Raw genomic sequence first — 25,707 nt, 5'->3', positions numbered from 1 at the left:
CCCCGGTCAACGCCGCCACAGGTGCCAGGTGATCCCGCCCATGACCGCCGCGCCGGTCAGCGCCATGGCCGGCAGGAGGAACGGCAGGTGGTGGGTCCGGGTGTCCATGGCGTACCAGGTCGGATCGTCCGGGTGGTAGAGCACCGGCACCTCGTCGCCGACCCGGGTGCCGGAGTAGACATCGATCTCGGCGACCACCCGCCGGCCCTCGGCGGTGACGAAGGCCACCCGCGCCGGGTCGCCCTCAAATCCCAGCACGATGCCGGTGGCGGTGTGCTCCGCGTGGAGCAGGCGCGCGTCCTGATCCGCCTTCTGGACGGCGAGCGTCAGGAAGACCGTCGCCGCCACGGCGCCGAACGCCAGCGCCAGCCACTCCCCGAACGGGCGGCGGCGGCTTCGACTCATCCGTCACCTCCGAAACTCATGATCGCGGACGCGGGCAACCCGCCGTCGCCGCGCGTGTGGCGGACGCCTCACCGACCGGCGTGGGACTGACCGCCGGACGGCCCCGAGCAGGTGCGAGGATGGCCGTGGCAGTGTCGCCGGAACAAGGCTCGGACGCCGCCCGCCGTACGGCGGCAGGACATCGTCCGCGCCCTGCCAGCTCACCGGGCTCTCGCCCATGCGGAAGGATCTTGAAGACCGTGGCTGACGCACCGACCATCCGGATTCCCGACGAGATCAGGCCCGCCGACGGACGATTCGGCTGCGGGCCGTCCAAGGTCCGTCCGGCCGCGGTCTCCGCCCTGGCCGACGTCGCCACCAGCTACCTGGGCACGTCGCACCGGCAGAAGACGGTCCGCGACCAGGTCGCCCGGCTGCGCCGCGGCCTGGCCGAGTTCTACTCCCTGCCCGAGGGGTACGAGGTGGTGCTCGGCAACGGCGGCACCACCGCGTTCTGGGAGGTCGCCACGTTCGGCCTGATCCGCGACCGGGCCCAGTTCGCCAGCTTCGGCGAGTTCGGCGCCAAGTTCGCCAAGTCGGTGAAGGACGCGCCGTTCCTGGGCGAGCCGACGGTGCGCAAGTCCGACGCGGGCAGCGCCCCGACGCTGGTGGCCGAGGCCGGCGTGGACGTCTACGCCACCCCGCACAACGAGACCTCGACCGGTGTCGCGGTGCCGATCAGCCGGGTCGCGGGCGCCGACGAGGGCTCGCTGCTGCTCGTCGACGCCACCTCCGGCGCGGGCGGGCTGGACGTGGACGTCGCGCAGACCGACGTCTACTACTTCGCGCCGCAGAAGTGCTTCGGCTCCGACGGCGGCCTCTGGCTGGCCCTGATGTCGCCGGCCGCGCTGGCCCGGGCCACCGAGATCCAGGAGTCCGGCCGCTACATCCCGGCCTTCCTCGACCTGGTCACCGCGATCGACAACTCGCGGCTGGAGCAGACGTACAACACCCCGGCGCTGGCGACCATCTTCCTGGCCGCCGAGCAGACCGACTGGATGAACTCGCAGGGCGGGCTGGCCTGGGCGGCCAAGCGCACCGCCGAGAGCGCCGGCATCGTGTACGGCTGGGCCGAGCGCTCGTCGTTCGCCACGCCGTTCGTGTCGGACCCGGCGCTGCGGTCCAACGTGGTCGCCACTGTCGACTTCGCCGACGGGGTGGACGCCACGGCGATCGCCAAGGTGCTGCGCGCGAACGGCATCGTCGACACCGAGCCGTACCGCAAGCTGGGCCGCAACCAGCTGCGGGTGGCGCTCTTCCCGGCCGTCGAGCCGGCCGACGTCGAGGCGCTCACCGCGTCGATCGACTACGTGGTCGAGCGACTCTGATCACTTGGTCACGGTGCGTGGCCGTCAGGGCTCCGGCGGCCACCCACCGTGATCATTACCGCAGCTCAGTCACGACATGCCGGGGTGTCGCAGTCCCCATCGCCGGGTAGATGAGCGTACGGTGGTGCGAGACGCCCGGGTGGCCGGCTCCCGTGGCGTGACGGCCAGCGAAGCGGGACGGAGGCAAGCCCATGCGCCCAGTACGCTTCGTCGCCCTCTCCGAGGACGGCCAGGCCCTGGTGCTCGCCGACGAGGTGGGGCGCCTGCTCGCCCTGCCCATCGACGAGCGGATCGCGTCGGCGCTGCACGCCGAGCCGGGCGCCCCGCCGCTCGTGGTGGTGCCGAGCGCCACCGACCTGACACCGTCACTGTCCCCACGGGACATCCAGGCCCGGATCCGCTCCGGTGAGTCCGCCGAGGACGTCGCCCGCATCGCCGGCGTGCCTGTCGACCGGGTGCTGCGCTACGCCGGCCCGGTGCTCCAGGAGCGGGCCATGCTCGCCCAGCACGCCCGGCGCACCCGGCTGAAGGGCGCGGAGAAGCCGACCCCGCTGGCGGAGGTCGTCAACGGCCGGCTGGCCCAGCACGGGATCGACACCGAGAAGATCTCGTGGGACGCCTACCGCCGCGACGACGGCACCTGGCGGATCATCGCGACCTGGCCGTCCGGCAAGGCCACCGCGCAGGCGGTGTGGGATCTGGACAAGACCCGCCAGAACGTCGCCCCGCACGACGACATGGCGCAGTACCTCTGCGCCGAGCGGCCCACGCCGATCCTCGGCCAGGAGCCGGCGCCGGAGCGGGGCGGCCACGCGCTGCCCGGCCCGTCGCGTGGCGAGCCGAGCCGGGGCGGGCACGGCCTGCCCTCCGGGGCCGACCACGCCCGTCCGGGGCGCGACCCGATCCGCGCCGGCCGGGACGCGCTGCTCGCCTCGCTGGACCGGCCGCTCGGCGGCACGTCCGGGCGCGGCCTCGACACCCGGTCCCCGGCCGCCCTGGCCGGGCAGGACGCGCCCCGCCAGCGAGCTGTCGCCGGTGGCGCAGCCGCTCTGCTCGGAGGCGGGCAGGGCTCGGCCTTCGACGACGACTCGGACGCGCCGAAGGAGGTCCCGGCCGTACCCTCGCTCGCTGTGCTGCGGCCCCGGCGCACCGGCGCCGCGGCGGCGACCGGCGGCGCGGGCGCCGAGTCCACCGAGGCCGGTGGCAAGCCGCGCAAGCGGCTGCCGAGCTGGGACGACGTGCTCTTCGGCACCGGCCCGGCAGCGCGCGAATCCTCCTGATCCACAGCTCCACCCTGGCTCGTTGAGAGGGCACTCGAAGTGCCGGCGTGCCAGGGTGGAGCCATGGAGTACACGAACCTGGGACGCACCGGTCTGTCCGTGAGCCGCCTCTGCCTCGGCACGATGAACTTCGGTCCGCAGACCGACGAGCCGGACAGCTTCGCCATCATGGACCGGGCGCTCGAACACGGGATCAACTTCTTCGACACCGCGAACGTCTACGGCTGGAAGCTCGGTGAGGGCGTCACCGAGCAGATCGTCGGCCGCTGGTTCGCGCAGGGCGGCGGGCGCCGCGACAAGGTCGTCCTCGCCACCAAGGTGTACGGCAAGATGGGCGAGTGGCCCAACGAGCAGGGCCTGAGCGCCCGGCACATCATCCGGGCCTGCGAGGACTCGCTGCGCCGCCTCCAGACCGACACCATCGACCTCTACCAGATGCACCACATCTCGCGGACCACGCCGTGGGAGGAGATCTGGCAGGCGATGGAGACGCTCGTCGCCCAGGGCAAGGTGATCTACGTCGGCTCGTCCAACTTCGCCGGCTGGCACATCGCCCAGGCGCAGGCCGCGGCGGGCAAGCGCAACTTCCTCGGCCTCGTCTCCGAGCAGTGCATCTACAACCTGCTGACCCGGTACGTCGAGCTGGAGGTCGTCCCGGCCGCGCAGCACTACGGGCTGGGCATCATCCCCTGGTCGCCGCTGCACGGCGGGCTGCTCTCCGGCATCATCCGCAAGATGGCCGACGGCAGCGCGGCGCGCGGCACCACCGGCCGCTCGGCCGACGCGCTGGCCGAGCACCGCGGCACCATCGAGGCGTACGAGAAGCTCTGCGCCGACCTCGGCCACGACCCGGCTGACGTGGCGCTGGCCTGGCTGCTGTCCCGTCCGGGCGTGACCGCCCCGATCGTCGGCCCGCGCACCATGGACCAGCTCGACCGCAACCTGGGCGCGCTCGACGTCCACCTGGACGAGCCCACGCTGACCCGCCTCGACGAGCTGTTCCCGCCGGTCGGCAATGGCGGCCCAGGCCCGGAGGCCTGGGCCTGGTAGGCGAAAGGAAGGGCCCCTTCTTAACGCCTCAGGTAGAGGAGGGGCCCCTTCTTAACGCGCCGCCCGAATCAACGCGCCGCCCGAATCAACGCCGCCCCCCGTCAACGCGCAGCCGCCAGCGCCCACGCGGCGATGCGCTTGTAGCGGGGCGTACAGCCCGGGTGGCTGCGGACCAGCACCACCTCACCGGCCGACCACTGTGGGCCGGCGTACCCGTTCAGGGTGTCCCGGTCGGCGCGGAGGTCGGCCTCGGGCACCCGGTCGCCCGGCCGGGCGATGGTGAGGTGCGCCCGGAACGGCTTGTCGTCGCAGGGCAGCCCGGCCTCGGGCAGCCCGCCGCGGATCGACCGGGCGAGCGCGTCGAGCGCCTCGACGTCGCCGCGTACGTCGACCCAGAGCACTGTGGACCGGCCCTGACCGAAGCTGCCGCCCCCGGCCAGGCACAACCGCGGGGAACGAGCCGACCGGACGGCCGAGGCGAGCGCCGACTTCACGTCGGGGAGCCGGACGTCCGGCACCTCGCCGAGGAAGGCCAGCGTGAGGTGCAGGTTCGCCGGATCGGCGAGCCGGGCGTGGCGGGCGGACGCGACCCGCAGGCCCTTGACCCGGGCGGTCAGGTCGGCGACCGCCACGGCAGGTGGGTAGATCGCCGCGAAGAGACGCACCAGGTCAGCGGTGCCGCTGGTGGTGCGCGGCGCGGGCGGCCGGCAACGTCAGCCCGGAGGCGTGCAGCAGCCCTTCGACGCGTACCCGTTCGATCTCCCGGTCGACGCCGTCCAGCTCGGCCAGGTGCTCGACGATGCCGAGCGCCCGGCAGGCGGCGCGCAGCCGTTCGTCGTACGCCTCGATGACCGCGCCGTGCCAGACCACGCTGCGGTCGGCGGCGGCGAGCCGGTGGCCGCCGAGGCGGCGCAGGTCGGTGGCGAGCTGGTCCAGCGGCCGTCGGCCGTCCCTGTCGAACTCGGTGAGGTCGATGTCGCGGGTCAGCGCCTCGGCCTCGATGGCCCGGTCGAGCCGGGCGATGGTGCGGCGTTCCCGGCGTTGCTCGCGCCACTCGGCCCACCCGCAGGCGACCCGGTCGATGATCTCGTCGGCGCAGAACAGCAGCGCGAACAGGGCGGGCAGGCAGCAGACGGCAAGGATCGCCAGCGCCAGCAGCAGCCCTTGCCCCACGTCCACACATCGACGCTAAGCCCTGCCGCACCGGCCCGCCACCCGTTTGGGTAATCGGACCGGCACGGTCGGCCAGGACGGGGCTACTTGGCTCCAGGTGACACCACGTAGAAGCGGGGCATGGGCAGCACCCGCATGCGCAGCCGGGCGCCGGAGCGGCGCAGCTGCCAGGTGAGCGCCAGCAGCGCGGCGGTGAGCGAGATCAGACCGCCGGCCCAGATGCTCGCGCCCGCGCCGTACTTCTCGGCGACCCAGCCGATCAGCGGCGCGCCGACCGGGTTGGTGCCCAGGAACACCAGCACCCACAGCGCCATCACCCGTCCCCGGAAGGAGGCGTCGACACCGAGCTGTACGCGCTGGTTGGCAGCCTGGGCGAAGTAGATCATGAAGAACCCGGCGGGCAGCAGCAGCGTCACGACCAGCCAGTACGCCGGGGCGAGCCCGACGAGCGTGCCGAAGACCGCACAGCCGATCGCGGCGCCGAGCACGAGCCAGACCGAGGGCCGGCTGCGCCGTCCGGTGCCGGCCAGCGCCCCGACCAGCGCGCCGGCCGCGAGGGCGGTGCTGAACAGGCCGAACGAGGCGGCACCGGTGTTGAACACGGTCTTCGCGAGCGCGGCGAGGGTGAGCTGGAAGTTGAACAGGCTCATCCCGATCACCGACATGAGGACCATCGGCAGCAGGATGTCGGGGCGGCGTGCCACGTACCGGAGGCCGTCGACCACCCGGGCCTGGTCCCGCTCGCCGACCGGCGGCAGCTCCTTGCGGTGCAGCTCGTCGGTACGCATCCGGACCACGTTGACCAGCGGGGCGATCGAGCTGAGCGCGGTGACCAGGAAGACCGGGCCGACGTCGACGGCGGCGATGGCCAGGCCGGCGACGGCGGGGCCGACGATCCGGGCGGAGTTGAACACGGCCGCGTTGAGCGAGAGCGCGTTCGGCAGCAGCGGCATGCCGACCAGCTCGGAGACGAACGCCTGGCGGACCGGCGTCTCGATCGCGTTGGAGACGCCGAGCAGGGCGGCGAACGTGAAGACGTGCCAGAGCTGCACCAGGCCGGTGAGGACCAGGACGCTCATGGCCAGCGCGAGCACGGTCCAGAACGCGTTGGCGACGAAGAGCAGCATCCGCTTGTCGTAGCGGTCGGCGAGCCGTCCGGACAGCAGCGTGAGCAGGAGTACGGGCGTGAACTGCAACGCGGTGACCACGCCGAGCGCGGTCGCCGAGTTGTCGCTGAGCTCGAGCACGAGCCAGTCCTGGGCGATGAACATCATCCAGACGCCGATCAGTTTGATCAGCTGTCCGGTGGCGAAGAGTCGGTAGTTACGGACCCCTAGGGACTGGAACATCGTGCTCAATTTGGCCTGCACTCTAGGTGCGCCTCCTTGCGTCGGTACGCTTCATCCACAGCTGACGAAGCGAACCGCGGGCGGCGGTGTCAGGCGCGAGCGATGCCTTGGAGGATGTCCGCGGCGCGCCGTAGCGTTTCGCGTTCGTCCTCGGTGAGATCGGCCAGCCGGGTGGCCAGCCACTCGTTGCGGGCCCGCTCGAACTGGTCGAGCACGGCCCGTCCCCCTTCGGTAGCCGCCAGGATGACCTGCCGTCCGTCGGTCGGGTGGGGGGTGCGTTGCACGAGGCCCCGCTCCTCCAGCTTCGCGACGATCTTCGTCATCGTGGGCGGCTGCACCCGTTCGACATCGGCAAGTTCCCGTGGCGTGAGGGCGCCTGCCAGTTTGAGGCTGGTGAGCGCCGACAGCTGGGTGACCGTGAGGTCGCCGACCGGCCGGGCGTGTCGGACCCGCCGGTTGAGTCGGGTGATCGCATCTCGCAGCTGAGGGGCCAGCTGCGCCGGTGGCACGCGTTTCGCCGTCACCGTCCGCTCCGTCACACTCGTTAGCTTAACTAATGAGCCTGGCTAACGACATGCGTTATGACCAGGCTCACCAGCGTCAGAGCAACACGGACTCGACCGGCCCGCGCAGGAAGTACACGATGAACAGCACGGCGACCCCGTACAGGAGCGGGTGGACCTCCCGGGCCTTACCCTTCGCCACCTTCAGCAGCACGAAGCTGATCACGCCGGCCCCGATGCCGTTGGAAATCGAATAGGTGAACGGCATCAGCGCGATGGTGAGGAACGCCGGGATGGCGATCTCGTAGTCGGTCCAGTCGATCGTGCGGACCGCCGTCATCATCAGGAAGCCGACCACCACCAGGGCCGTCGACGCGGCCTCGAACGGCACGATCAACGACAGCGGCGCGAGGAACATGGCCAGCAGGAACAGGGCGCCGGTGACCAGGTTGGCCACGCCGGTCCGGGCACCCTCCGCGACACCTGCGGCGCTCTCGATGTACGACGTGTTGCTGGACACCGAGGCGGCGCCACCAGCGGCGGCGGCGATCGAGTCGACGAGCAGGATCTCCTTGGCCTTCGGCGGGGTGCCCGTCTCGTCGAGCATGTCCCCTTCCTGGCCGATCGCGACCATCGTGCCCATGGTGTCGAAGAAGTCCGTGATCAGCAGCGTGAAGATGAACATCAGCGGCACCAGCCAGCCGACCCGGCTCCACGAGTTGAGCACGTTGAACTGGCCCAGCAACGACAGGTCGGGCAGGTCCACGATCTGCTTGGGCAGTTCGGGCACGTTCAGCGCCCAGCCCTTCGGGTTCGGCTTGCCGTCGACGAAGGACGGGCCGACGTTGGCGATCGCCTCGACCACGATGGCCAGCACGGTGGAGGCGAGGATGCCGATCAGGATCGCGCCCCGGACCCGGCGTACCACCAGGACCAGGGTGATCAGCAGGCCGACCACGAAGACCAGCATCGGCCAGCTGACGATCTTGCCGTTGATGCCCAGCCCGACCGGCACTGTGGAGTTCGCCGCGTCCGGCACGCGCCGGACGAACCCGGCGTCGACCAGGCCGATGATGGTCAGGAACAGGCCGATACCGACGCCGATCGCGGTCTTGAGCTGCGTCGGCACCGACCGGAACACCGCGGTACGCAGTCCGGTGAGCACCAGGATGCCGATCAGCACACCCTCGATGACCACCAGGCCCATCGCGTCCGCCCAGGTCATCTGCGGCGCGATCTCGTAGGCCACCAGCGCGTTCACGCCCAGGCCGGCCGCGAGCGCGATCGGGAACCGGGCCACCACACCCATCAGGATGGTCATCAGACCGGCGACCAGCGCGGTCGCCGCGGCGAGCGCCGGAATGGCCAGCGAACGGCCGTCGCCGTCCTTCCCGCTGCCGAGGATCAGCGGGTTCAACACCACGATGTACGCCATCGTGAAGAACGTGGCGAAACCGCCCCGAAGCTCCCGGCTCAGCGTCGACCCGCGCGCCGAGATCAGGAAGAAGCGGTCGAAGGCGTTTCGTGGATGCGCGGGATCGGGCGGAGTGCCGTGATCCGGCGGCGGGGCAATGGACATGGTTCCTCATCTGGTCATCGGCCGGGTTTTGTCGCGCGCATCGTCCCAGATCACCTGGCAGGCAGGGAAGAACGATCACGTAGGCTGGGCCGGTGTCACAGGAGCAGCAGCCGCGGCCGGAGCCGCTCGACCCGCCGATGGTGCCGTTCGCCGTCGCCGGGCTGATCGCCTGGGCGGTGGCCGGCCTGGTGCTACTGATCTTCTTCCGGGACTGGCTCACCGAGTCCGGGCGTCAGAACTGGCTCTGGACCTGCCTGGCCGGGTTTCTGTGGGGCTTTCCCGGCCTCGCGGTGATGATGCGCCACGACGCCAACCGGCGGCGCCGGCGCGCGGCCGCCGCCCAGCGCTCGCGCTGACCCGTCAGGGGTGGCCGTACGGCTCCGCCGGCTCGGCCGCCTCGACTGACCCCGGGGCCCGGCTGACCGTCATGGCCTCGACCGCGCTGTCGTCGTAGACGGTGGGCAGCTCCTCGACGGGCGTCTCGGGCGTCTCCACGAGCGTCTCCGAGTGCGCGCCACACCCGTGGTCGGCGCTGACCACCCGGCCGTCGTCGGGCGCGTAGAAGTTGCCGCACGCGCCGAAGGCCAGGCGCAGCGCGCCGGCCAGCGGCAGGTAGAAGCCGCAGGTGCCGCAGCGGGCGGCGGCCGGCGCGGCCGTCGAGATCGCGGCGTCCGGGCCGTGGTCACCGTCGTACCAGCGCTGGGCGGTCTCGGCACGCCCTTCCCGGGACAGCACCCGGGCCCGGCCCAGCCCCAGCTCCCACGCGGTCTCCTCGACCGCCGGGTCGTCGGAGAGCAGGTAGCCGGGGGCGAGCCGCTCGTCGTCGGCGGGGGTGGGCAGCAGGTCGCCTGGGCCCAGGTCGCCCGGCTTGAGCCGCTCCTGCCAGGGCAGCCAGCCCGGGGCGAGCAGCGCGTCCGGGCCGGGCAGCAGCACCGTCTCGCAGATGGTGACGTGCCGGCTGCGCGGCACCCGGGTCACCGTGACGGCCCAGCGCCAGCCGCGGTAACCGGCCATCCGGCATTCGAAGTAGTGGGTGACGACCCGGTCGCCCTCGGCGACGGCCTGGAGATGGTCGCCGATGTCTGTCGGCTCCACCTCGGTGATGGCGTCGCGGGCCACCTCGACGGCGGCGGCGCAGACCTGGTCGAGCCGGGGAGCGCGGGCGGAGGCGGGCCTGGTCACCGGACCATTGTTCCCCATGCCCGTCCACGGGTGACAGGCACTCCCCGGAGTCGTTCTCCACGGGTGATGCGGCGCGCCTGGATCGAATGGGCGAGGATGGGACGCATGGCGCTGTCCTCCCGCTCCGGCCGCTCCTTCCTGGGGCGGACCGTCGGCACCGGCATCCGCGCCACCCGGCTGCTCCTGCGCGGGTCTCTGCACGGCGGGCGCTGGATGACCCGTCGCGCCGGCACCGCCCGGGCCCGCAGCGCCGGCAACGAGGTGGGCATGGTCCGGCTGTTCGACCTGCACGCCCTCTCCTGCGCCGGTGACACGCTCATCGCCATCGGCCTGGCCGGGACGATCTTCTTCGACGTGCCGCTGGGCGAGGCGCGCAACAAGGTCGCCCTCTACCTGCTGGTGACCATGGTCCCGTTCGCCATGCTCGCCCCGGTGGTCGGCCCGCTGCTCGACCACTTCCGCCACGGCCGGCGGTACGCGCTGGCCACCACCATGCTCGGCCGCGCGTTCCTGGCCTGGCTGATCTCCGACTACATCGGCGGCTTCGGGCTCTACCCGGCGGCGTTCGGCGTGCTCGCGCTCTCCCGGGCGTACGGCGTGGCCCGCTCGGCGGCGGTCCCCCGGCTGCTGCCCGAGGGCCTGGGACTGTCCCAGGTCGGGGCGCGGGCGAGCGTCTACGGCACGGTGGCGGGCGCGCTCGTCGCGCCGATCGGGCTGGCCGCGTTCTGGTTCGGGCCGCAGTGGCCGCTGCGGGTCGCCTCGGTGATCTTCCTGATCGGCATGGTGATCTCACTCCGGCTGCCGCCGAAGGCCGACTCCGAGCCGCCGGAGCGGATGCCGCACCCGCTGCGCGCGATGCGCCGCCGCGACGGCGAGCGCCCGCTGGGCCGGGGCCGCCCGGCCGGCCGCCTGGTGATCGCCACGCTGATCGGCGCGGCGGCGCTGCGCGGGCTCTACGGCTTCCTGCTGCTCTTCCTGGCGTTCGCCATCAAGGCCGGTGACCTGACCACCGACTTCTTCGGCCGTGACCTCGGCGCCCAGGGCGCGCTGGGCCTGGTCGGCGGCGCGCTGGCCGTCGGCACGTTCCTGGCCACCGCGATCGGCACCCGGCTGCGCATCCACCGGCCGACAGCGCTCCAGTCCAGCGGCACGACAGTGGTGGCCGGCGTGGCGGTGCTCGCCGCGCTGAAGTTCTCCCTGCCCATGGTGGCGCTGCTCTGCCTGGTGGCGGCGATGATGAGCGGGATCGCCAAGCTGACAGTGGACGCCTCGATCCAGGAACGCATCCCGGAGCGGCTGCGGGCCAGCTCGTTCGCGCACTCGGAGACCGCGCTGATGCTCGCGTTCGTGGCCGGGGGCGGGCTCGGGCTGGTGCCGTTCACCGGGCTGATCGGCGTGACCGTCGCCGCCGCGGTGGCCGCGTTGGTGGCCGTACGCGGGGTGCTGATCGCCGGCAAGCTGCGGGGAGAGCACCTGGTCGGCCGGCCGCTCGGCGACGAGGAACTGGCGGCGGAGCAGGCCACCCGGGCCGAGGAACCGGCCACCAACTCGTTCGACGACCCGGCCCCGACGTCACCGGCGCCCCAGCGGCCCGGCCCGCCGGACGACGACGGGCTCGCGCCGCCCGGCTTCCACATCTACCGGCCCTCCTCGTCGGTGGGCGGTCCCGGCGGCGTCGAGGACACCGAGCGGCGCGATCCCCGAGGGCCGGTGGCGTGAGCGGGCTGCTCGTGGTCACGGCGGTACCCGCCGAGGCCGAGGCGATCCGTGCCGGCCTCACCGCACCGGACGAGACGGTGACTGTGGTGCCGGTCGGCGTCGGCCCGGCTGTCGCCGCTGCTGCCACGGCACGGCTGCTGGCGCTGGCCGAGGCCGCCGGGCGGCCGTACCGGGCGGTGGTCAGCGCGGGCATCGCCGGAGGCTTCGCCGGCCGGGTCGCCGTCGGCGGCACGGTGCTGGCTGACCGCAGTGTCGCCGCCGACCTGGGCGCCGAGTCGCCCGGCGGGTTCATCCCGGTCGAGGACCTGGGCATGCCCCCCGAGCTGCTGGGCGGCGGCCGGACCGTGCCCGCCGACCCGGGCCTGCTGGCCGGGCTGCGGGCCGCGCTGCCGGGGGCGACGGTCGGCACGGTGCTGACGGTGAGCACGGTGACCGGCACCGCCGCGAGCACCGCGGCGCTCGCCGAACGGCACCCGGACGCGGTGGCCGAGGCCATGGAGGGGTACGGCGTGGCGGTCGCCGCCGCCCAGGCCGGCGTGCCCTTCGCCGAGCTGCGTACGGTCTCCAACCCGATCGGCCCGCGCGACCGGGGAGCGTGGCGTATGCGCGAGGCGTTCGCCGCGCTCACCACCGCCGCTGCCGTTCTCCACTGATCTTGTCCACCTGTGGACAACCCTGTGGACAACTCGCCGGGCTGGGGACGGACGGCCTCAGATCGTGATGACGACCTTCGCCCGCGCGTGCTCCGCTTCGAGGTAGCGGATGGCGTCGGGCACCTCGTGCAGCGGATAGGTGCGGTCGATGACCGCCGCGAGACGGCCGGCCTCGGCGTGCTCGCGGAGCACGTCCAGGTGCGGCCGGCCGGGTGAGGTGGCGAGCGCGACGATGCGCTGCCGGACGAAGGGCGCCGTCAGCCGTCCGCGGGCGAGCAGCCCGACCGGTCCGATGAGGCTGCCACCGCGGTAGACGCCGCCGCCGGAGAGCACGAGCGTCCCGTCCGGCGTCAGCGCGCGCCGCAGCGCGCGCAGCGAACGGTTCCCGACCAGGTCGAACACCACGTCGTGTCGCTCCCCGGCGCGGGTGAAGTCCGCCCGGGTGTAGTCGACGACGTGGTCGGCGCCGAGCGAGCGGACCAGGTCGGCGTTGCGGGTGCTGCACACGCCGGTCACCGTCGCGCCGAGCGCCTTGGCCAGCTGGACGGCGAGCGTGCCGACGCCGCCGGACGCCCCGTTGATCAGGACTCGGTGGCCGGGCCGGACCTGCCCGGCGTCGCGCAGCCCCTGGAGCGCGGTGACGCCGGCCAGCGGCAGCGCGGCGGCCTGCTCCGGCGTCAGGTTCGCCGGCCGCGTCGCGACCAGGCGTTCGGGTACGCACACGTACTCGGCGAACGCGCCGTCGGCCTCGCCGAGGTCGGCGAAGACGGCGTCCCCGGGGTGTACCTGCCGCACCTGGGCGCCGACGGCCTCGACCCGGCCGGCGACGTCGCGGCCACGGATGCGCGCCCGGGGCCGCCCGAGGCCGAGCGCCAGCCGCGACAGCCGGGGGTCGCCGCGCATGACGTGCCAGTCGTACGCGTTGAGCGCTGCCGCCTCGACCCGGACCAGCACCTCGTCGGCGGCGGGCACGGGCGTGTCGACGTCGGCGAGCGTGAGTGTCTCGGGCGGGCCGTACCGGTCCTGGACGATCGCTCTCATGGTCCCACTCCCTCCTGGTGTACGGCGTACACCGCGATGGGGCCAGGCTAGGTGTACGCCGTACACCAGTCAAGGCGGATACTGTGACAACCGCCCCCGGGAAGGCGAGGAACACATGCCGAAGCAGGCGGAGAAGGTGCGCCGGGCGCCGCTGAGCAGGGACCGGATCCTGCGTGCCGCCGTCGCGCTCGCCGACGAGACCGGCATCGAGTCGCTCAGCATGCGCAACCTCGCGCAGGACCTGGGCGTCGTGCCGATGGCGCTCTACAAGCACGTGGCCAACAAGGACGAACTGGTCGACGGCATGATCGACGTCGTCGTCGCGGAGATCGACCCGCCCGAGGCCGGCGACTGGAAGCACGCGATCCGGCGGCGCATCCTCTCCGCGCGCCGGGTGCTGCTGCGCCACCCCTGGGCGGCGCTGGCGATCGAGTCCCGCAGCACTGCGACGCCGGCCGTGCTCGCGTACCTGGACTCGACGGTCGGGACGCTGCGGGCCGGCGGGTTCTCCACCGACCTCGCCCACCACGTGATGCACGCCATGGGCAGCCGCGTCCTGGGCTTCAGCCAGGAACTGTTCGACACCACCCGGCAGGCCGGCCGGTCCGGCGCGACAGTGCCCGAGCCGCCCGCCGACCTGCCGCCGGAGGTGGCCGCCCGGTTCCCCAACCTCGCGGCGATCGCCACCGCGGCGTCGCACGACGGCGACTCGGTCGTCGGGCCGGGCTGCGACGACCAGTTCGAGTTCGAGTTCGCGCTGGACCTGCTGCTCGACGGCGTCGAACGGCTGCACCGGGACGGCTGGACGTCACACCGGACGCTGTGACGGGCCGCCCGGCCACCGGGGTTACGGTGGGGACGTGGCGCTCTCCCTGGCGATCTCCCCCTGCCCCAACGACACGTTCGTCTTCGACGCCCTGGTGCACGGCCGGGTGCCCGGCGCGCCGCCGGTCGAGGTGACCTACGCGGACGTGGACGTCACGAACACGGCCGCCGAGCGGGGGGCGTTCGACCTGGTGAAGGTCAGCTACGCGGCGCTGCCCTGGCTGCTCGACGACTACCACCTGCTGCCCTGCGGCGGCGCGCTCGGCCGGGGCTGCGGCCCGCTGGTGCTGACCCGCGGCGACCGGACCGACCTGTCCGGCGCGACGGTGGCGGTGCCCGGCGAGCGGACCACCGCGTACCTGCTGTTCCGCCTCTGGGCGGCCGGCCAGGCCCCGGCGCGCATCGAGGTGGTGCCGTTCCACGAGATCATGCCGGGCGTGGCCGCCGGCCGGTACGACGCGGGCCTGGTCATCCACGAGGCGCGCTTCACCTACCCGCGGCACGGGCTGACCGCGCTGGTCGACCTCGGCGAGTGGTGGGAGGGCGACACCGGCCTGCCGATCCCGCTGGGCGCGATCCTGGCCCGCCGGGGCGCCGTCGACCCGGTCGAGGCCGCCGCCTGGATCCGCGAGTCGGTACGCCAGGCGTGGGCCGACCCGGAGGCCAGCCGCGAGTACGTCCTCACGCACGCGCAGGAGATGGAGCCCGACGTGGTGGACCGGCACATCGGCCTCTACGTCAACGAGTTCACCGCCGACCTGGGTGAGGCCGGCTTCGCCGCCGTGGAGGCGCTGCTGGGCCGGGCCGCCGACGCCGGGCTCGTGCCTCAGACCTCCAGCTCGCGCGCCACCGCGTGGACCAGCTGAGCGATCTTCTGGGCGGCCTTGCGGTCCGGGAAGCGACCCCGGCGCAGGTCCGGCTGGACCTTCGCCTCCAGCACCTTGATCATGTCTTCCACCAGGCCGTGCAGCTCCTCGGCCGGCCGGCGGCGCAGCTCCGCCACGGACGGCGGCGCCTCCAGCAGCTTGACTCCCATGGCCTGGGCGCCCCGCCGGCTGTCCACCACGCTGAAATCGACCCGCTGGCCACCCTTCAGGTCGGCGACACCCGCCGGTAGCGCGCCCTTCGGCAGGAACACGTCGCCACCCTCGTCACTGGTGACGAACCCGTACCCCTTGGCGGCGTCGTACCACTTCACTCGACCCGTCGGCACCTGTTGAACCCCGCTCCACTCGAACCGTCTACCCCTCCAAGGCTAGCCCGATGATCCGGTCCAGCGCCCTCGGGAATTCGACGAGATCATCAAGCACCAGGTACGCCCCGGCCTCGGTCAGTTCGGCGGCCGAGCAGGGACCGGTCGCCACTGCCACGCCTGGGATTCCCGCAGCTCGCGCGGCGGCCATGTCGGCCACGTGATCACCCACGTAGAGCGTCGCGCCGTGCTCGCGCAACGCGACCGCCTTCTGCTCGGCGAACACGTCCCCGGCCAACTCGTCCACCGGTAGCCCGAGGTGGTCCAGGTGCAGCTTCGCCAACCGGCCGATCTTCGCGGTCACCACCATCGTCCGGCCGCCGCGCGCCTGGACCGCGCGCAGCGCGGCCTCCGCACCCGGCATCGGCACCGTCGGAGTGATCGCGTACGCCGGATACAGCTCCCGGTAGACAGTCACCGCCTCCTCCACGCGCTCCGGCGGGAACCAGTGCGCCAGCTCGGTGCGCAGCGGCGGGCCCAGCCGCGAGACCGCCAGATCCCCGTCCACGTGCACGCCGGTCCGCGCGGTGAGCGCCCGGAACGCGGCGGCGATCCCGGGGCGGGAGTCGACCAGTGTCATGTCGAGGTCGAAGCCGACCATCAGCGGAGGCATGCCGAGAACCTACCCAGCGGGCTAGCGTGGTACGACGATGACCACCTCACTCGCCGACCACCTGCGGGCCCTCCCCGACGAGTCCCTCGCCGCGCTGCTCCAGCTGCGGCCGGACCTCGTCGTGCCGGTGCCGGCCGACGTGTCCGCCCTCGCCCTGCGCGCCCAGTCCCGGGTCTCCGTGGCCCGGGCGCTCGACGGGCTGGACCAGTTCACCCTCCAGATCCTCGACGCCGCCCGCCTCACCCGCGGCCCCGAGGGCGCCACCTCCACCGACCAGATCCTCGCCATGGCCACCGCCGGGCCGCAGCCCCCCGCACCCACCGCGGTCCGCGCCGCCGTCGACCGGCTCCGGGCCCGGTTCCTGCTGTACGGCCCCGAGCACGACCTGTGCGTGGCCGGCGGCATCGACGAGGTGTCCCCGTACCCGGCAGGGCTGGGCCGGCCGGCGGCGGAGCTGGACCCGCGCGTGGCGGCCCTCTGCGCGGACCCGGCGAAGCTGCGGCGGACGCTGCTGTCCGCGCCGCCCTCGGCCCGCGCGGTCCTGGACCGGCTCGCCGCCGGGCCGCCGGTCGGCACTGTCGCACCGGGCGCGCTGGAGGCGCCCGCCACCGGCGCCGAGGACGTGCTCCCGCCGGACCTGGTCAACGGCGGCGCGCCGACCGGCTCCCCGATCCGCTGGCTGGTCGAGCACCGGCTGCTGGTGCGGATGTCCGGCGGCCGCAACGGCACCGTCGAGCTGCCCCGCGAGGTGGGGCTGGTGCTGCGCCGCGACGCCGGTCCGCTCGGCCCGCTGCGCACCAGCCCGCCGGTGGTCTCCGGCCCGCCCCGCGAGGTCAAGTCCGCCGACTCGGCCGGGGCCGGGCAGACGATGGAGGTGGTCCGGCACACCGAGGCGCTGCTGGAGGCGCTGATCGTGGAGCCGGCCCCGGTGCTGCGCTCCGGCGGCGTCGGCGTACGCGACCTGCGCCGGCTCGCCCGTGGCCTCGGGCTGGACGAGACGACCACCGCGCTGCTGTTCGAGGTGGCGTACGCGGCCGGGCTGACCGGTGAGCTGGAGCTTTCCGGCGCGGCCACCACCCGCTACGGCGGCGACCAGCAGATCCTGCCCACCGGCGGGTACGAGGTGTGGCGCGCGGCGTCGCTGGCCCAGCGCTGGGAGCAGCTCGCCCGCGCCTGGATGTCGATGCCCCGCCAGGCCGGCCTGATCGGGCAGCGCGACGACCGGGACCGGCCCATCTCGGTGCTCTCCGCCGAGGCGGAACGAGCCGGCGCGCCGGCCGCCCGGCGCGCGGTGCTCGCCGTGCTCGCCGACCTGCCGGCCGGCACCGCGCCCACCCCAGACGAGGTGCTGGAACTGCTGGACTGGCGCGCGCCCCGGCGGGCCCGTGGGCGGGAGGCGGCGCACCGGGAGGTGCTGGCCGAGGCGGCCGCGCTGGGCGTGACCGGGCTCGGCGCGCTCACCACGTACGGGCGGCTGCTGCTCGCCGAGCTGACCGACGCCGACGAACGCGGTGACGACCCGCTCGGGCTGCGCTCCGACGCCGAGTCGGGCGACCCGTCGACCACCGTCCGCGCGCTGGACGGGCTGCTGCCCGCCCCGGTCGACCACGTGCTGGTGCAGGCCGACCTGACAGTGGTGGTGCCCGGCCCGCCCGACCCGGCGCTCGCCGCCGAGCTGGAGGTGGTGGCCGAGCACGAGTCGGCGGGCGGGGCGAGCGTGCACCGGGTCACCACGGGGAGCATCCGGCGGGCGCTGGACGCCGGCTACACCGCCGAGGACCTGCACGCGTTGTTCCGCCGCCGGTCGCGTACCCCGGTGCCGCAGGGCCTGACCTACCTGGTCGACGATGTGGCCCGCAAGCACGGCGGGCTGCGCGTCGGCTCGGCCGGCGGGTACGTGCGCAGCGACGACGAGGCGCTGCTCAGCGAGGTGCAGGCCGACCGGCGGCTGGAGCCGCTGGCGTTCCGCCGGCTCGCACCCACCGTGCTGGTGACGCCGTACCAGGTCAACCGGATGCTCACCGCGTTGCGCGACGCCGGCTACGCCCCGGTGCCCGAGGACGCCAGCGGAGCGACTGTGCTGGCCCGGCCGAAGACCCGGCGGGCGCCCGCCCGTACCGGGATAGGCCGCACTGTGGACCCGCTCGCCACGCCCAAGCTGCCGATGCCCCGCCTGCTCGGCGTGGTGGAGCAGATCCGCCGGGGCGACGCGGCGGCCCGGGCGGCGCGGCGGGCCCCGGCGGTGGTCCGGGGCGGCGCGGGCACGGGCGGTCCCGCGCCGGTGCCCGGGCACGGCGACGCGCTGGCGGTGCTCCAGCAGGCGGTACGGGACAAGGCGCTGGTCTGGGTCGGCTACGTCGACGCGCACGGGGCAACAGCGTCCCGGCTGGTCCGGCCGGTGTCGATCGGCGCCGGCTACCTGCGCGCCGAGGACGACCGGACGGAGATGCTGCACACGTTCGCGCTGCACCGGATCACCGCGGCGGTGCTGGAGGAGTGAGGCGTCACTCCCCGTTGCGGCGCAGCGTGCCCACTACCGACACGGCCAGCAGCAACGCGAACGCCGCCCCGGCCGACTCGCCGACCGAGTCGACGAAGCCCTGCTGCTGCACCAGCAGCCCGAACAGGAACCAGCCGAACACCCCGACGGCGGCGGCCGCGTAGCCGAACAGGACCGCGGTGGGCACCTCCTGCTGCTGCGTCCGCTCCTCGTCGGGAAGCACGTCCTGGTCAACGGTCATGGCAGTCCCTCCCCGCCCCGGCATGGACCCGGCTTCCAGAGTGGCACCTGCCGGACCGAGCGGACAGGGGTTAAAACCCTGATCCGGGCCGTCCGGTCACGGGTGAGGGCGGGTTCCGGGCCGGTTCAGGTGCCGGGACGGCGGCCGATCACCACCACGCGGGTGCCGACCGAACCCAGCTCCCAGAGGCGTACCGCGTCGCGGTGCAGCAGGTTCACGCAGCCGTGCGAGCCGATCGCGCCGTTGTGCAGGTACGTCGTGGTCTCGTGGAAGCCGATCCCGCCGTTGAACTGCTGCCAGTACGGCAGCCAAACCTCGTACGGGTTGGACCACTCGCGCGGGTTCTTCCGGCCCACCGAGTACGTGCCGGCCGGGGTGGCGTAGCCGGACATGCCGGTGCGGGTGACTGTCGGGCCCATCACCACAGTGCCGCCGCGCATCGCCCAGACCGTCTGCCGGGTCAGGTCGACGCAGAACGTGAGCCGGGAACCGGCCTTGCACCGCGCGGTGTCAGTGGCGGCCAGCCGCTTCGCCACGTCGTACGTGGTGGGGCCGGCGCGACCCGAGGACGGGCTGATGCCGTACCGGATCTGGAACTTCTTGATCGCCGCGCAGTCGGCGGCGGACTGCTCGCCGTCCACGGTCAGCGTCCCGAAGCCGCCCAGCCGCGTCAGGTACGTCTCCACGGCCCGCTGGTGCTCCCCCTGCGGGCACCCGGCCGACGCGCTCGGCTTCGGCTTGGGCTTCGTCGTCTTCGTCGCCTCCGGCGATCGGGAGGGTTTCGGCGAGGCCGTCCGGCTCGGCTGCGCCGACGGGGACGTGACCGGCTGCTCCGGCGTGGGCGACGCGCTCGCCCCCGATGCTCCCTCCGTCAGCCCGACCGGGCCGGGGGTGCTCCCCCCGGCGCCGTCCGCCTGCGGATCGAGCGCGCAGGCGCCGACACCGACCAGCACGACCACCGCCAGGGCGGAGACCCGGGCGAGAAACCGGACACGCTGCATGGGCCCTCCCTGGACAGTCGTCCCGCTTGCTAGACGTGTGGGACGAGTATGACGTTGCCTGTCCAGCCGGATTTTTTTGCGGAGCCCTCCGGCGTGCAACACTGGTTGGTCGGCCTCCGGCAGGTCAGCCGGGGTGCGGCGGGGTGCGGCGGAGTTCCGGACAGCGGGGTTCCGGGCGATGCGAGAGGACGCTGGCGTGAGCGGTGGACCACTGATCGTGCAGTCGGACAAGACGCTGCTGCTGGAGATCGATCACCCGGACGCGCAGGCGTGCCGGATGGCCATCGCGCCCTTCGCCGAGCTGGAACGCTCCCCCGAGCACGTGCACACGTACCGGCTCACGCCGCTGGGCCTGTGGAACGCGCGGGCCGCCGGCCACGACGCCGAGGGCGTGGTCGACTCGCTGATCAAGTACTCCCGCTACCCGGTGCCGCACGGGCTGCTCGTCGACGTGGCCGAGACGATGGACCGGTACGGCCGGCTCCAGCTCGCCAACGACCCGGTGCACGGCCTGGTGCTGCGCGCGCTGGACCGGGTGGTGCTGATCGAGGTCGCCAAGAGCAAGAAGCTCGCCGGCATGCTCGGCGCGAAGCTGGACGACGACACCATCGCGGTGCACCCGTCCGAGCGGGGGCGGCTCAAGCAGGCGCTGCTCAAGCTGGGCTGGCCGGCGGAGGACCTGGCCGGGTACGTGGACGGCGAGGCGCACCAGATCGAGCTGGCCGAGTCCGGCAAGGACGGCGGCAAGCCGTGGACGCTGCGGTCGTACCAGCGGGAGGCCGTCGAGGCGTTCTGGGCCGGCGGCTCCGGCGTGGTGGTGCTGCCCTGCGGCGCCGGCAAGACGCTCGTCGGTGCGGCGGCCATGGCCGAGGCGAAGGCGACCACGCTCATCCTGGTCACCAACACGGTGGCGGGCCGCCAGTGGAAGCGGGAGCTGATCGCCCGCACGTCGCTGACCGAGGAGGAGATCGGCGAGTACTCGGGCGAGCGCAAGGAGATCCGCCCGGTCACCATCGCCACGTACCAGGTGCTCACCTCGCGGCGCGGCGGCGCGTTCACCCACCTGGACCTGTTCGGCGCCCGCGACTGGGGCCTGGTCGTCTACGACGAGGTGCACCTGCTGCCCGCGCCGATCTTCCGCTTCACGGCGGACCTCCAGGCCCGCCGCCGGCTCGGCCTCACCGCGACTCTGGTACGCGAGGACGGCCGGGAGGGCGACGTGTTCAGCCTGATCGGCCCGAAGCGGTACGACGCGCCGTGGAAGGACATCGAGCAGCAGGGCTGGATCGCCCCGGCGGAGTGCACCGAGGTACGGGTGACGCTCACCGACGCCGAACGACTCGCGTACGCGACTGCGGAAGCCGAGGAGCGCTACCGGATGGCGGCCACCGCCCGCACGAAGCTGCCGGTGGTCCGTGCGCTGGTGGACCGGCACCCGTCCGAGCAGGTCCTCGTCATCGGTGGGTTCCTCGACCAGCTGCACCAGTTGGGCGAATACCTCGACGCGCCGATCGTGCAGGGTTCCACCACGAACAAGGAACGCGAGCGGCTGTTCGACGCGTTCCGCTCCGGCTCGTTGCGGACGCTGGTGCTCTCGAAGGTCGGCAACTTCTCCATCGACCTGCCCGAGGCGGCTGTCGCGATCCAGGTGTCCGGCACGTTCGGCTCCCGGCAGGAGGAGGCGCAGCGGCTCGGCCGGGTGCTGCGCCCGAAGGCCGACGGCCGGCAGGCCCACTTCTACACGGTGGTCTCCCGGGACACCATCGACACCGAGTACGCCGCGCACCGGCAGCGGTTCCTCGCCGAGCAGGGGTACGCGTACACCATCGTGGACGCCGACGACGTGCTCGGGCCGAAGCTGCCGACAGTCGACTGACCGGCGTGCGCGGCCGGGCGGGCCGCCGTGGTGCGGTCCGCCCGGCCTCGCGGTCAGCCCTTGCCGCTGGCGCGGAACGCCACCCAGGCGTCGCTCATCCGGTCGGCCTGGCCCGGGGTGAACATGTTCATGCAGGAGTCCTGCGTGTAGTCCATGAAGTTGTGGATCGGGTCGAGCCCCGGCGCGGTGCAGGTGTCCGCCCCGATCGGGCAGTTGAACTGCGGCGCCGCCTCACGCGGCGTGTCCGCCACGAAGTCGCCGGACGCGGAGCAGCCGTGCGCGAACGTGTGCTCCAGCATCAGCCAGTGCCCGACCTCGTGCGTCAGCGTGTCGCCGAGCGCGTACTTGCCGGCGGTGCCGCCCGGCATCGACTCGTCCAGCATCACCACGCCGTCGATGTAGTCGCGGCCGTTGTTGTAGCCCTTCGGGAAGTACGCCCAGCCGAGCAGCCCGCCACCGATGTTCGCCGCGTAGACGTTCAGGGTGCGGGAGTCGCCGGTGTAGAGCGCCTTCTTCATGTCCCGCTCGTTCTTGCCCGGCACCACCGTGTACCAGGTGCTGTTGACGGTCCACGTGGTGTCGACCAGCGAGAAGCGGAACGGCGTGTCCGAGGCGTCGGCCGCGGTACGACCCGCGAACGAGTCGTTGAGCACCGTCATCTGCGCCGAGATGAGCGTGTTCCAGCGGGCCCTCTCGGCCGCGCTCAACTCGTGGTCGGAGATCATGTGGAAGACCGTCGGCACTGTGACGCTGCCGTTGGCGAGGCGCGGCGAGTCCTTGATGACGCCGTACGCCTTGGCCTCGTTCGACGAGTAGAGCTCGGGCTCCTTGGCGGTGGCGCCCTCGCGTACCCGGGCGGCGCTGTTGCTGTCCGCGCCCGGCTCGCACTCGGCGACCATCGGGGAGGCGGCCACGGGTGCGGGCGTGGCGGAGGCTCCTCCGGCGGTCAGGAAGGTGGCGGCGGCAGCGACGAGCACTGCCAGATGGATCGTCGGTTTCCTGTGCATCGTTGCACCTTTCGGAAGGCATGAAAGGAGTACCGACGCGGGGTTGTCAAAGCTGCGGATCGATGACGTCGTCGTCCCGACATAAGACCACGTCAATGGGCATCGGCAACAGTCCCCGGGCAGGGACCGCTCCGGGACGGTTCAGGCGGCGCTCAGCTTCCTTAGCAAGTACTGGTTCAGGCTCATGCCTTCCTCGGCGGCGTGGATGGCCAACTCTCGGTGCAGGCTCTCGCCGACCCGCAGGTTGAACTTGCCCGAGTACCTGCGCTCGGACAGCGGCTCCGGGATCTGCTCGCCCTGTTCGGCCATGTCGGCGATCACCTCACGCAGCATCTCCTGAAGCCCCTGGAGCGCCTCGATCTGGGTGGTGGCGAGCCACGATAGAGACGGGAACTCGGCGCAGGTGGCGACGAACTCCTGGTCTTCGAGGGACCAGGTGACGCGGTACGTGTAGTGCGAGATCTCGGGACGGGACTCGGACATCACATGGCCTCCTTCTTGTCGATCGCCTTGAGCACCTGCCGCGGCTTCCCGAAGTAGTGTTCGCACACCCGATAGAGATCGTTGTACGCGACGTTCTGCTGGCTCTTGCGCATCGCTTCGCCGAGCCTGGCTATGGACGGCACCTGTTCATGGTACCGCGAGTAGTACCATTACTGGTCCGTCGACGTCACGGCGTCGAGGATCACCCGCGCCACGCACTCGTAGTCGCGCACCAGCGGCCCGACCAACGCACGGTCCGGCTCGAACGCGGCGACCAGTCCGCGTACCAGATCTCTGAACCGGTCGTCCGGGCTGAGGCGCCGCCCCCGGTGCCGGCGGGCGACGCTGCGCCAGCGGCGCAGGCCGACGTCGGCGAGGCGTTCATGGCACTGCGGGTCGGCGGCGATCGGGCAGCCCTCCGCCCGCAGCGCGTCGAGTCCTCGCAGGACCGCCTCCCGCGTCGGGTCAGCCACGCAGGTAGCGGGCGCGGCGGCCGAAGTCGCGGAAGCCAATCCGCCGGTACAGCCCGGCCGCCGGGTTGTCGTCGTTGACGCAGAGCCACGCGCCGTCCGTGCCCGCGTCGGCGAGGCCGCGCAGCACGCGCGCCACCAGGTACGCGCCGACCCGCCGCCCGCGCCAGCCCGGCACGACGCCGACCTGGTCGATCCAGTTGTCGAGCACGGTGACGAAGCCGGCCGCCTCACCGTCCGGACCGCGCGCGAGCAGCGTCAACTCCGGACGGAAGTCCTCGTCGTCGCGCAGGTCGCCCAGCCACTCGTCGGCCTCCGGCTCCACGAATCCGGGCCGGTCGGCGAACGACGCGCGGTAGGTGGCGAACAGCTCCGGCCCCAGCGCGGCTGGCTCCACGGTCACGCCGTCCGGCGCGGCCACCTCGGGTAGCGCGTCGAGGTCGTGCCGCAGCACCCACTCCAGGAACGTCCGCGTGTAGCCGCGCTGGGCGAACAACTCCTCCGCGCCGACGTTCCACGTCTCCGTGGTGACCAGCAGGCCCTCGTCGCCGGCGTGCTTCTCGGCCCAGTCGAGCAGCGCGCCGCCGAGCCCGCGTCCCCGCCACGCCGGGTGCACCAGGCCGGTGGCGGTGGCCGGCGTCCGCCCGGCGCCGACCCCGACGGCCGCGACCAGGTCGCCGCCGGACCACGCGCCGTGGGTACGCGCCTGCAGCAGCCGTGCCCGCACCAACGAGGTACGCCCGAACAAAGGCAACCCGCCCTCAGTAGCGAGACACGCCTGCGCCAAGCCGGTCAACGCGGCCAGGTCGTCCTCGCCGAACTCCCGCCACACAAGCGCACCCGTCCCGCCCACGCCCACTCCCACCACCCGCCCGACCCGCACGGTCCGGCTCACCGACGCAGTAGGCCCCACCCCGTCCCCCACGGTCAACCGGATTCCCCACCCACCCCGCTGCCCCGCCCCGCTGCCCCGCCCCGCTGCCCGCCCAACCGCGTCGATCTGTGAGTGGGGTTGTCAAGTGGTGCGGTGGTGGTTGGTGATGGTGCGGTAGATCTGTCGGGCGATGTAGCGCTTGAGGCAGCGGGTGATTTCTTTGGTGGTGCGGCCTTCGGTGCGGCGTCGGGTGATGTAGTCGCGGGTTTCGGGGTGGATGCGGCGGCGGGTGAGGGCGATGGTGTGTAGGGCGCTGTTGAGGGTTCTGTCGCCGCCGCGGTTGAGGCGGTGTCGGTTGGTGCGGCCGCTGGCCACGGGGATGGGGGCGGTGCCGGCGAGGGTGGCGTAGGCGGCTTCTGAGCGGACGCGGCCGGGGTGGGACCAGGCGGTGAGGGCGATCGCGGCGGTGACGGGTCCGATGCCGGGTTGGTCGAGCAGGGGTGGGCACAGGTGGGTGACGAGGGCTCGTAGGCGTCGGTGGTTGTCGGCGAGGGCGGCGTCGAGGGTCTGGATTTGCCGGGCGAGGGTGGTCAGTTCGCGGCGGCGGGTGTGTTCTTCGCAGGGCAGGTCGGTGGTCTCGGGTAGGTCGAGGGCGGCCAGGCGGGCGATCTGGGTGGTGGTGGACAGTCCGCGCAGTGTGTGGCGCAGGGTGTCGTCGGCGGTCAGGATCAGCGCTTTGACCAGGTTGATCGTGGCGGTGCGGGCGTCGCTGTGGTGTCGGCGGCAGACCAGCAGCAGGCGCAGCGCTTCGCGTGGCCCGTCGCTGCGGGGTGCGGCGACACGCTGCAGGGGAAGGGCGAGCACGGCGTGGGCGGCGGCGACCGCGTCGAGCTGGTCGGACTTGCCGCCTCGTCGGCGCGACGCGGCGGCGGGTTTGGGTGCCTCGCTGACATCTTCACCAGCAGCGTCCAGCACCCGGCACAGCCCTTGACCGTGTGCCCGGGTGCCTTCCACCGCCCACAACCGGCGCCCCCGCGGTGGGGTGTGCGCGACGGCGAAGTCCAGCAGCCGCGCCAACCCGTCCGGGTCGGTGGACACGGTGACCTGCGCCAACACGGCGCCGAGGCGGTCGACCACGGCGGCGGTGTGCGTGTCGGTGTGGGTGTCTACCCCCACCACCACGTCGTAGCGATCCGCGACCCGCTCTACGATCCTTGCCATCTCGGATTGTTGCTCCTTAGCCAGCGACGACCGGGACAGTCGG

28 protein-coding genes are annotated in these 25,707 nt (G+C 72.9%); 10 read left to right on the top strand and 18 right to left on the bottom strand.

The window, feature by feature from the left end; translation table 11 throughout:
* Positions 1–6 precede the first annotated feature (6 nt).
* Positions 7–405 (bottom strand): DUF3592 domain-containing protein, encoded by a 399-nt coding sequence (locus tag MicB006_RS02615; protein ID WP_116503597.1) that lies wholly within the window; start codon positions 403–405, stop codon positions 7–9.
* 239 nt (positions 406–644) lie between these two features.
* Here MicB006_RS02615 and serC point away from each other — a divergent pair, with 239 nt between their 5' ends.
* The 3 genes from serC to MicB006_RS02600 all read left to right on the top strand — a co-directional run bounded on the left by serC (position 645) and on the right by MicB006_RS02600 (position 4,102).
* On the top strand, positions 645–1,772 hold the full coding sequence (gene serC / locus MicB006_RS02610) for a phosphoserine transaminase (RefSeq protein WP_116503595.1): 1,128 nt from the start codon (positions 645–647) through the stop codon (positions 1,770–1,772).
* Between the two features lie 191 nt (positions 1,773–1,963).
* On the top strand, positions 1,964–3,052 hold the full coding sequence (sepH, locus tag MicB006_RS02605) for a septation protein SepH (protein WP_116503593.1): 1,089 nt from the start codon (positions 1,964–1,966) through the stop codon (positions 3,050–3,052).
* Between the two features lie 63 nt (positions 3,053–3,115).
* Positions 3,116–4,102, top strand: coding sequence for an aldo/keto reductase (locus MicB006_RS02600; RefSeq protein ID WP_116503591.1), 987 nt, complete (start codon positions 3,116–3,118; stop codon positions 4,100–4,102).
* Positions 4,103–4,203: 101 nt separating this feature from the next.
* Here the strand turns inward: MicB006_RS02600 and thpR are convergent, their stop codons facing one another.
* From thpR to MicB006_RS02575, 5 genes are all read right to left on the bottom strand, one after another.
* Positions 4,204–4,767, bottom strand: a complete 564-nt coding sequence (gene thpR, locus MicB006_RS02595; protein ID WP_116503589.1) for an RNA 2',3'-cyclic phosphodiesterase — start codon at positions 4,765–4,767, stop codon at positions 4,204–4,206.
* Positions 4,768–4,771: 4 nt separating this feature from the next.
* On the bottom strand, positions 4,772–5,281 hold the full coding sequence (locus MicB006_RS02590) for a hypothetical protein (protein ID WP_116503587.1): 510 nt from the start codon (positions 5,279–5,281) through the stop codon (positions 4,772–4,774).
* Positions 5,282–5,358: 77 nt separating this feature from the next.
* Positions 5,359–6,645: an MFS transporter gene (locus MicB006_RS02585; RefSeq protein ID WP_116503585.1), complete on the bottom strand. Its 1,287-nt coding sequence runs from the start codon at positions 6,643–6,645 to the stop codon at positions 5,359–5,361.
* Between the two features lie 68 nt (positions 6,646–6,713).
* Positions 6,714–7,163: a MarR family winged helix-turn-helix transcriptional regulator gene (locus tag MicB006_RS02580; protein ID WP_192900177.1), complete on the bottom strand. Its 450-nt coding sequence runs from the start codon at positions 7,161–7,163 to the stop codon at positions 6,714–6,716.
* Between the two features lie 61 nt (positions 7,164–7,224).
* A complete protein-coding gene (locus MicB006_RS02575) occupies positions 7,225–8,706 on the bottom strand; it encodes an NCS2 family permease (protein WP_013283713.1) in 1,482 nt (493 codons plus the stop codon).
* Between the two features lie 92 nt (positions 8,707–8,798).
* Here MicB006_RS02575 and MicB006_RS02570 point away from each other — a divergent pair, with 92 nt between their 5' ends.
* Entirely contained in the window at positions 8,799–9,062 is a 264-nt protein-coding gene (locus MicB006_RS02570) for a DUF2530 domain-containing protein (RefSeq protein WP_116503583.1), read from the top strand.
* Positions 9,063–9,066: 4 nt separating this feature from the next.
* On the opposite strand, the gene MicB006_RS02565 is transcribed toward MicB006_RS02570, so the two are convergent.
* On the bottom strand, positions 9,067–9,906 hold the full coding sequence (locus MicB006_RS02565) for a DUF3027 domain-containing protein (protein WP_030503568.1): 840 nt from the start codon (positions 9,904–9,906) through the stop codon (positions 9,067–9,069).
* Between the two features lie 87 nt (positions 9,907–9,993).
* Here MicB006_RS02565 and MicB006_RS02560 point away from each other — a divergent pair, with 87 nt between their 5' ends.
* Positions 9,994–11,607 carry an MFS transporter gene (locus tag MicB006_RS02560; RefSeq protein ID WP_116503582.1) on the top strand — a complete coding sequence of 538 codons (1,614 nt, stop codon included), beginning with the start codon at positions 9,994–9,996 and terminating at the stop codon, positions 11,605–11,607.
* Complete coding sequence (locus MicB006_RS02555) at positions 11,604–12,260, top strand: futalosine hydrolase (protein ID WP_116503580.1); 657 nt, start codon at positions 11,604–11,606, stop codon at positions 12,258–12,260. The genes MicB006_RS02560 and MicB006_RS02555 overlap by 4 nt, the downstream gene beginning before the upstream one ends.
* Positions 12,261–12,317: 57 nt before the next feature.
* Here MicB006_RS02555 and MicB006_RS02550 read toward each other — a convergent pair whose 3' ends face one another.
* On the bottom strand, positions 12,318–13,301 hold the full coding sequence (locus MicB006_RS02550; RefSeq protein ID WP_116503578.1) for an NAD(P)-dependent alcohol dehydrogenase: 984 nt from the start codon (positions 13,299–13,301) through the stop codon (positions 12,318–12,320).
* Positions 13,302–13,416: 115 nt separating this feature from the next.
* Here MicB006_RS02550 and MicB006_RS02545 point away from each other — a divergent pair, with 115 nt between their 5' ends.
* Positions 13,417–14,127: a TetR/AcrR family transcriptional regulator gene (locus MicB006_RS02545; protein ID WP_116503577.1), complete on the top strand. Its 711-nt coding sequence runs from the start codon at positions 13,417–13,419 to the stop codon at positions 14,125–14,127.
* A gap of 34 nt (positions 14,128–14,161) precedes the next feature.
* Positions 14,162–14,992: a 1,4-dihydroxy-6-naphthoate synthase gene (locus MicB006_RS02540; RefSeq protein ID WP_116503575.1), complete on the top strand. Its 831-nt coding sequence runs from the start codon at positions 14,162–14,164 to the stop codon at positions 14,990–14,992.
* On the opposite strand, the gene MicB006_RS02535 is transcribed toward MicB006_RS02540, so the two are convergent.
* Both MicB006_RS02535 and MicB006_RS02530 read right to left on the bottom strand, forming a co-directional pair.
* Positions 14,953–15,339, bottom strand: a complete 387-nt coding sequence (locus tag MicB006_RS02535; RefSeq protein ID WP_073826071.1) for a cold-shock protein — start codon at positions 15,337–15,339, stop codon at positions 14,953–14,955. The genes MicB006_RS02540 and MicB006_RS02535 overlap by 40 nt on opposite strands.
* Before the next feature lie 28 nt (positions 15,340–15,367).
* The gene (locus MicB006_RS02530; RefSeq protein ID WP_116503573.1) at positions 15,368–15,991 is read right to left on the bottom strand and encodes an HAD family hydrolase; all 624 of its coding nucleotides are present in this window, start codon (positions 15,989–15,991) and stop codon (positions 15,368–15,370) included.
* A 37-nt stretch (positions 15,992–16,028) separates the two neighbouring features.
* Here MicB006_RS02530 and MicB006_RS02525 point away from each other — a divergent pair, with 37 nt between their 5' ends.
* A complete protein-coding gene (locus MicB006_RS02525; protein ID WP_116503571.1) occupies positions 16,029–18,491 on the top strand; it encodes a helicase-associated domain-containing protein in 2,463 nt (820 codons plus the stop codon).
* A 4-nt stretch (positions 18,492–18,495) separates the two neighbouring features.
* Here the strand turns inward: MicB006_RS02525 and MicB006_RS02520 are convergent, their stop codons facing one another.
* A complete protein-coding gene (locus tag MicB006_RS02520; RefSeq protein ID WP_030503577.1) occupies positions 18,496–18,732 on the bottom strand; it encodes a hypothetical protein in 237 nt (78 codons plus the stop codon).
* A gap of 125 nt (positions 18,733–18,857) precedes the next feature.
* Positions 18,858–19,733 (bottom strand): L,D-transpeptidase family protein, encoded by an 876-nt coding sequence (locus tag MicB006_RS02515; protein ID WP_116503569.1) that lies wholly within the window; start codon positions 19,731–19,733, stop codon positions 18,858–18,860.
* A 196-nt stretch (positions 19,734–19,929) separates the two neighbouring features.
* Between MicB006_RS02515 and MicB006_RS02510 the strand changes: the two genes are divergently transcribed.
* Positions 19,930–21,609 (top strand): DNA repair helicase XPB, encoded by a 1,680-nt coding sequence (locus tag MicB006_RS02510; RefSeq protein ID WP_073826085.1) that lies wholly within the window; start codon positions 19,930–19,932, stop codon positions 21,607–21,609.
* A 53-nt stretch (positions 21,610–21,662) separates the two neighbouring features.
* On the opposite strand, the gene MicB006_RS02505 is transcribed toward MicB006_RS02510, so the two are convergent.
* The 6 genes from MicB006_RS02505 to MicB006_RS02485 form a co-directional block, all read right to left on the bottom strand.
* Positions 21,663–22,616, bottom strand: a complete 954-nt coding sequence (locus MicB006_RS02505) for a zinc metalloprotease (protein ID WP_116503568.1) — start codon at positions 22,614–22,616, stop codon at positions 21,663–21,665.
* Between the two features lie 141 nt (positions 22,617–22,757).
* Positions 22,758–23,099 carry a type II toxin-antitoxin system HicB family antitoxin gene (locus MicB006_RS02500; protein ID WP_073827047.1) on the bottom strand — a complete coding sequence of 114 codons (342 nt, stop codon included), beginning with the start codon at positions 23,097–23,099 and terminating at the stop codon, positions 22,758–22,760.
* On the bottom strand, positions 23,099–23,242 hold the full coding sequence (locus tag MicB006_RS31765; RefSeq protein WP_161565904.1) for a hypothetical protein: 144 nt from the start codon (positions 23,240–23,242) through the stop codon (positions 23,099–23,101). The genes MicB006_RS02500 and MicB006_RS31765 overlap by 1 nt, the downstream gene beginning before the upstream one ends.
* A 27-nt stretch (positions 23,243–23,269) precedes the next feature.
* Positions 23,270–23,572, bottom strand: a complete 303-nt coding sequence (locus MicB006_RS02495; protein WP_116503566.1) for a hypothetical protein — start codon at positions 23,570–23,572, stop codon at positions 23,270–23,272.
* Positions 23,565–24,464 carry a GNAT family N-acetyltransferase gene (locus MicB006_RS02490; protein WP_225980617.1) on the bottom strand — a complete coding sequence of 300 codons (900 nt, stop codon included), beginning with the start codon at positions 24,462–24,464 and terminating at the stop codon, positions 23,565–23,567. The genes MicB006_RS02495 and MicB006_RS02490 overlap by 8 nt, the downstream gene beginning before the upstream one ends.
* Before the next feature lie 120 nt (positions 24,465–24,584).
* A complete protein-coding gene (locus MicB006_RS02485; protein WP_116503088.1) occupies positions 24,585–25,664 on the bottom strand; it encodes an IS110 family transposase in 1,080 nt (359 codons plus the stop codon).
* Positions 25,665–25,707: the final 43 nt, after the last annotated feature.

Origin of the sequence: Micromonospora sp. B006 (genome assembly GCF_003408515.1) — a bacterium.
Classification (GTDB): Bacteria; Actinomycetota; Actinomycetes; order Mycobacteriales; family Micromonosporaceae; genus Micromonospora; species Micromonospora echinospora_A.
This window is presented reverse-complemented; position numbering and strand designations above follow the sequence as displayed.

What these genes read in the sequence shown, in the direction of transcription:
- MicB006_RS02615 (WP_116503597.1), bottom strand. Translation starts at nt 405, where the DNA reads ATGAGTCGAAGCCGCCGCCGCCCGTTCGGGGAGTGGCTGGCGCTGGCG.
- sepH (WP_116503593.1), top strand. Translation starts at nt 1,964, where the DNA reads ATGCGCCCAGTACGCTTCGTCGCCCTCTCCGAGGACGGCCAGGCCCTG.
- MicB006_RS02600 (WP_116503591.1), top strand. Translation starts at nt 3,116, where the DNA reads ATGGAGTACACGAACCTGGGACGCACCGGTCTGTCCGTGAGCCGCCTC.
- MicB006_RS02575 (WP_013283713.1), bottom strand. Translation starts at nt 8,706, where the DNA reads ATGTCCATTGCCCCGCCGCCGGATCACGGCACTCCGCCCGATCCCGCG.
- MicB006_RS02565 (WP_030503568.1), bottom strand. Translation starts at nt 9,906, where the DNA reads ATGGGGAACAATGGTCCGGTGACCAGGCCCGCCTCCGCCCGCGCTCCC.
- MicB006_RS02560 (WP_116503582.1), top strand. Translation starts at nt 9,994, where the DNA reads ATGGCGCTGTCCTCCCGCTCCGGCCGCTCCTTCCTGGGGCGGACCGTC.
- MicB006_RS02550 (WP_116503578.1), bottom strand. Translation starts at nt 13,301, where the DNA reads ATGAGAGCGATCGTCCAGGACCGGTACGGCCCGCCCGAGACACTCACG.
- MicB006_RS02545 (WP_116503577.1), top strand. Translation starts at nt 13,417, where the DNA reads ATGCCGAAGCAGGCGGAGAAGGTGCGCCGGGCGCCGCTGAGCAGGGAC.
- MicB006_RS02530 (WP_116503573.1), bottom strand. Translation starts at nt 15,991, where the DNA reads ATGCCTCCGCTGATGGTCGGCTTCGACCTCGACATGACACTGGTCGAC.
- MicB006_RS02525 (WP_116503571.1), top strand. Translation starts at nt 16,029, where the DNA reads ATGACCACCTCACTCGCCGACCACCTGCGGGCCCTCCCCGACGAGTCC.
- MicB006_RS02520 (WP_030503577.1), bottom strand. Translation starts at nt 18,732, where the DNA reads ATGACCGTTGACCAGGACGTGCTTCCCGACGAGGAGCGGACGCAGCAG.
- MicB006_RS02515 (WP_116503569.1), bottom strand. Translation starts at nt 19,733, where the DNA reads ATGCAGCGTGTCCGGTTTCTCGCCCGGGTCTCCGCCCTGGCGGTGGTC.
- MicB006_RS02505 (WP_116503568.1), bottom strand. Translation starts at nt 22,616, where the DNA reads ATGCACAGGAAACCGACGATCCATCTGGCAGTGCTCGTCGCTGCCGCC.
- MicB006_RS02500 (WP_073827047.1), bottom strand. Translation starts at nt 23,099, where the DNA reads ATGTCCGAGTCCCGTCCCGAGATCTCGCACTACACGTACCGCGTCACC.
- MicB006_RS02485 (WP_116503088.1), bottom strand. Translation starts at nt 25,664, where the DNA reads ATGGCAAGGATCGTAGAGCGGGTCGCGGATCGCTACGACGTGGTGGTG.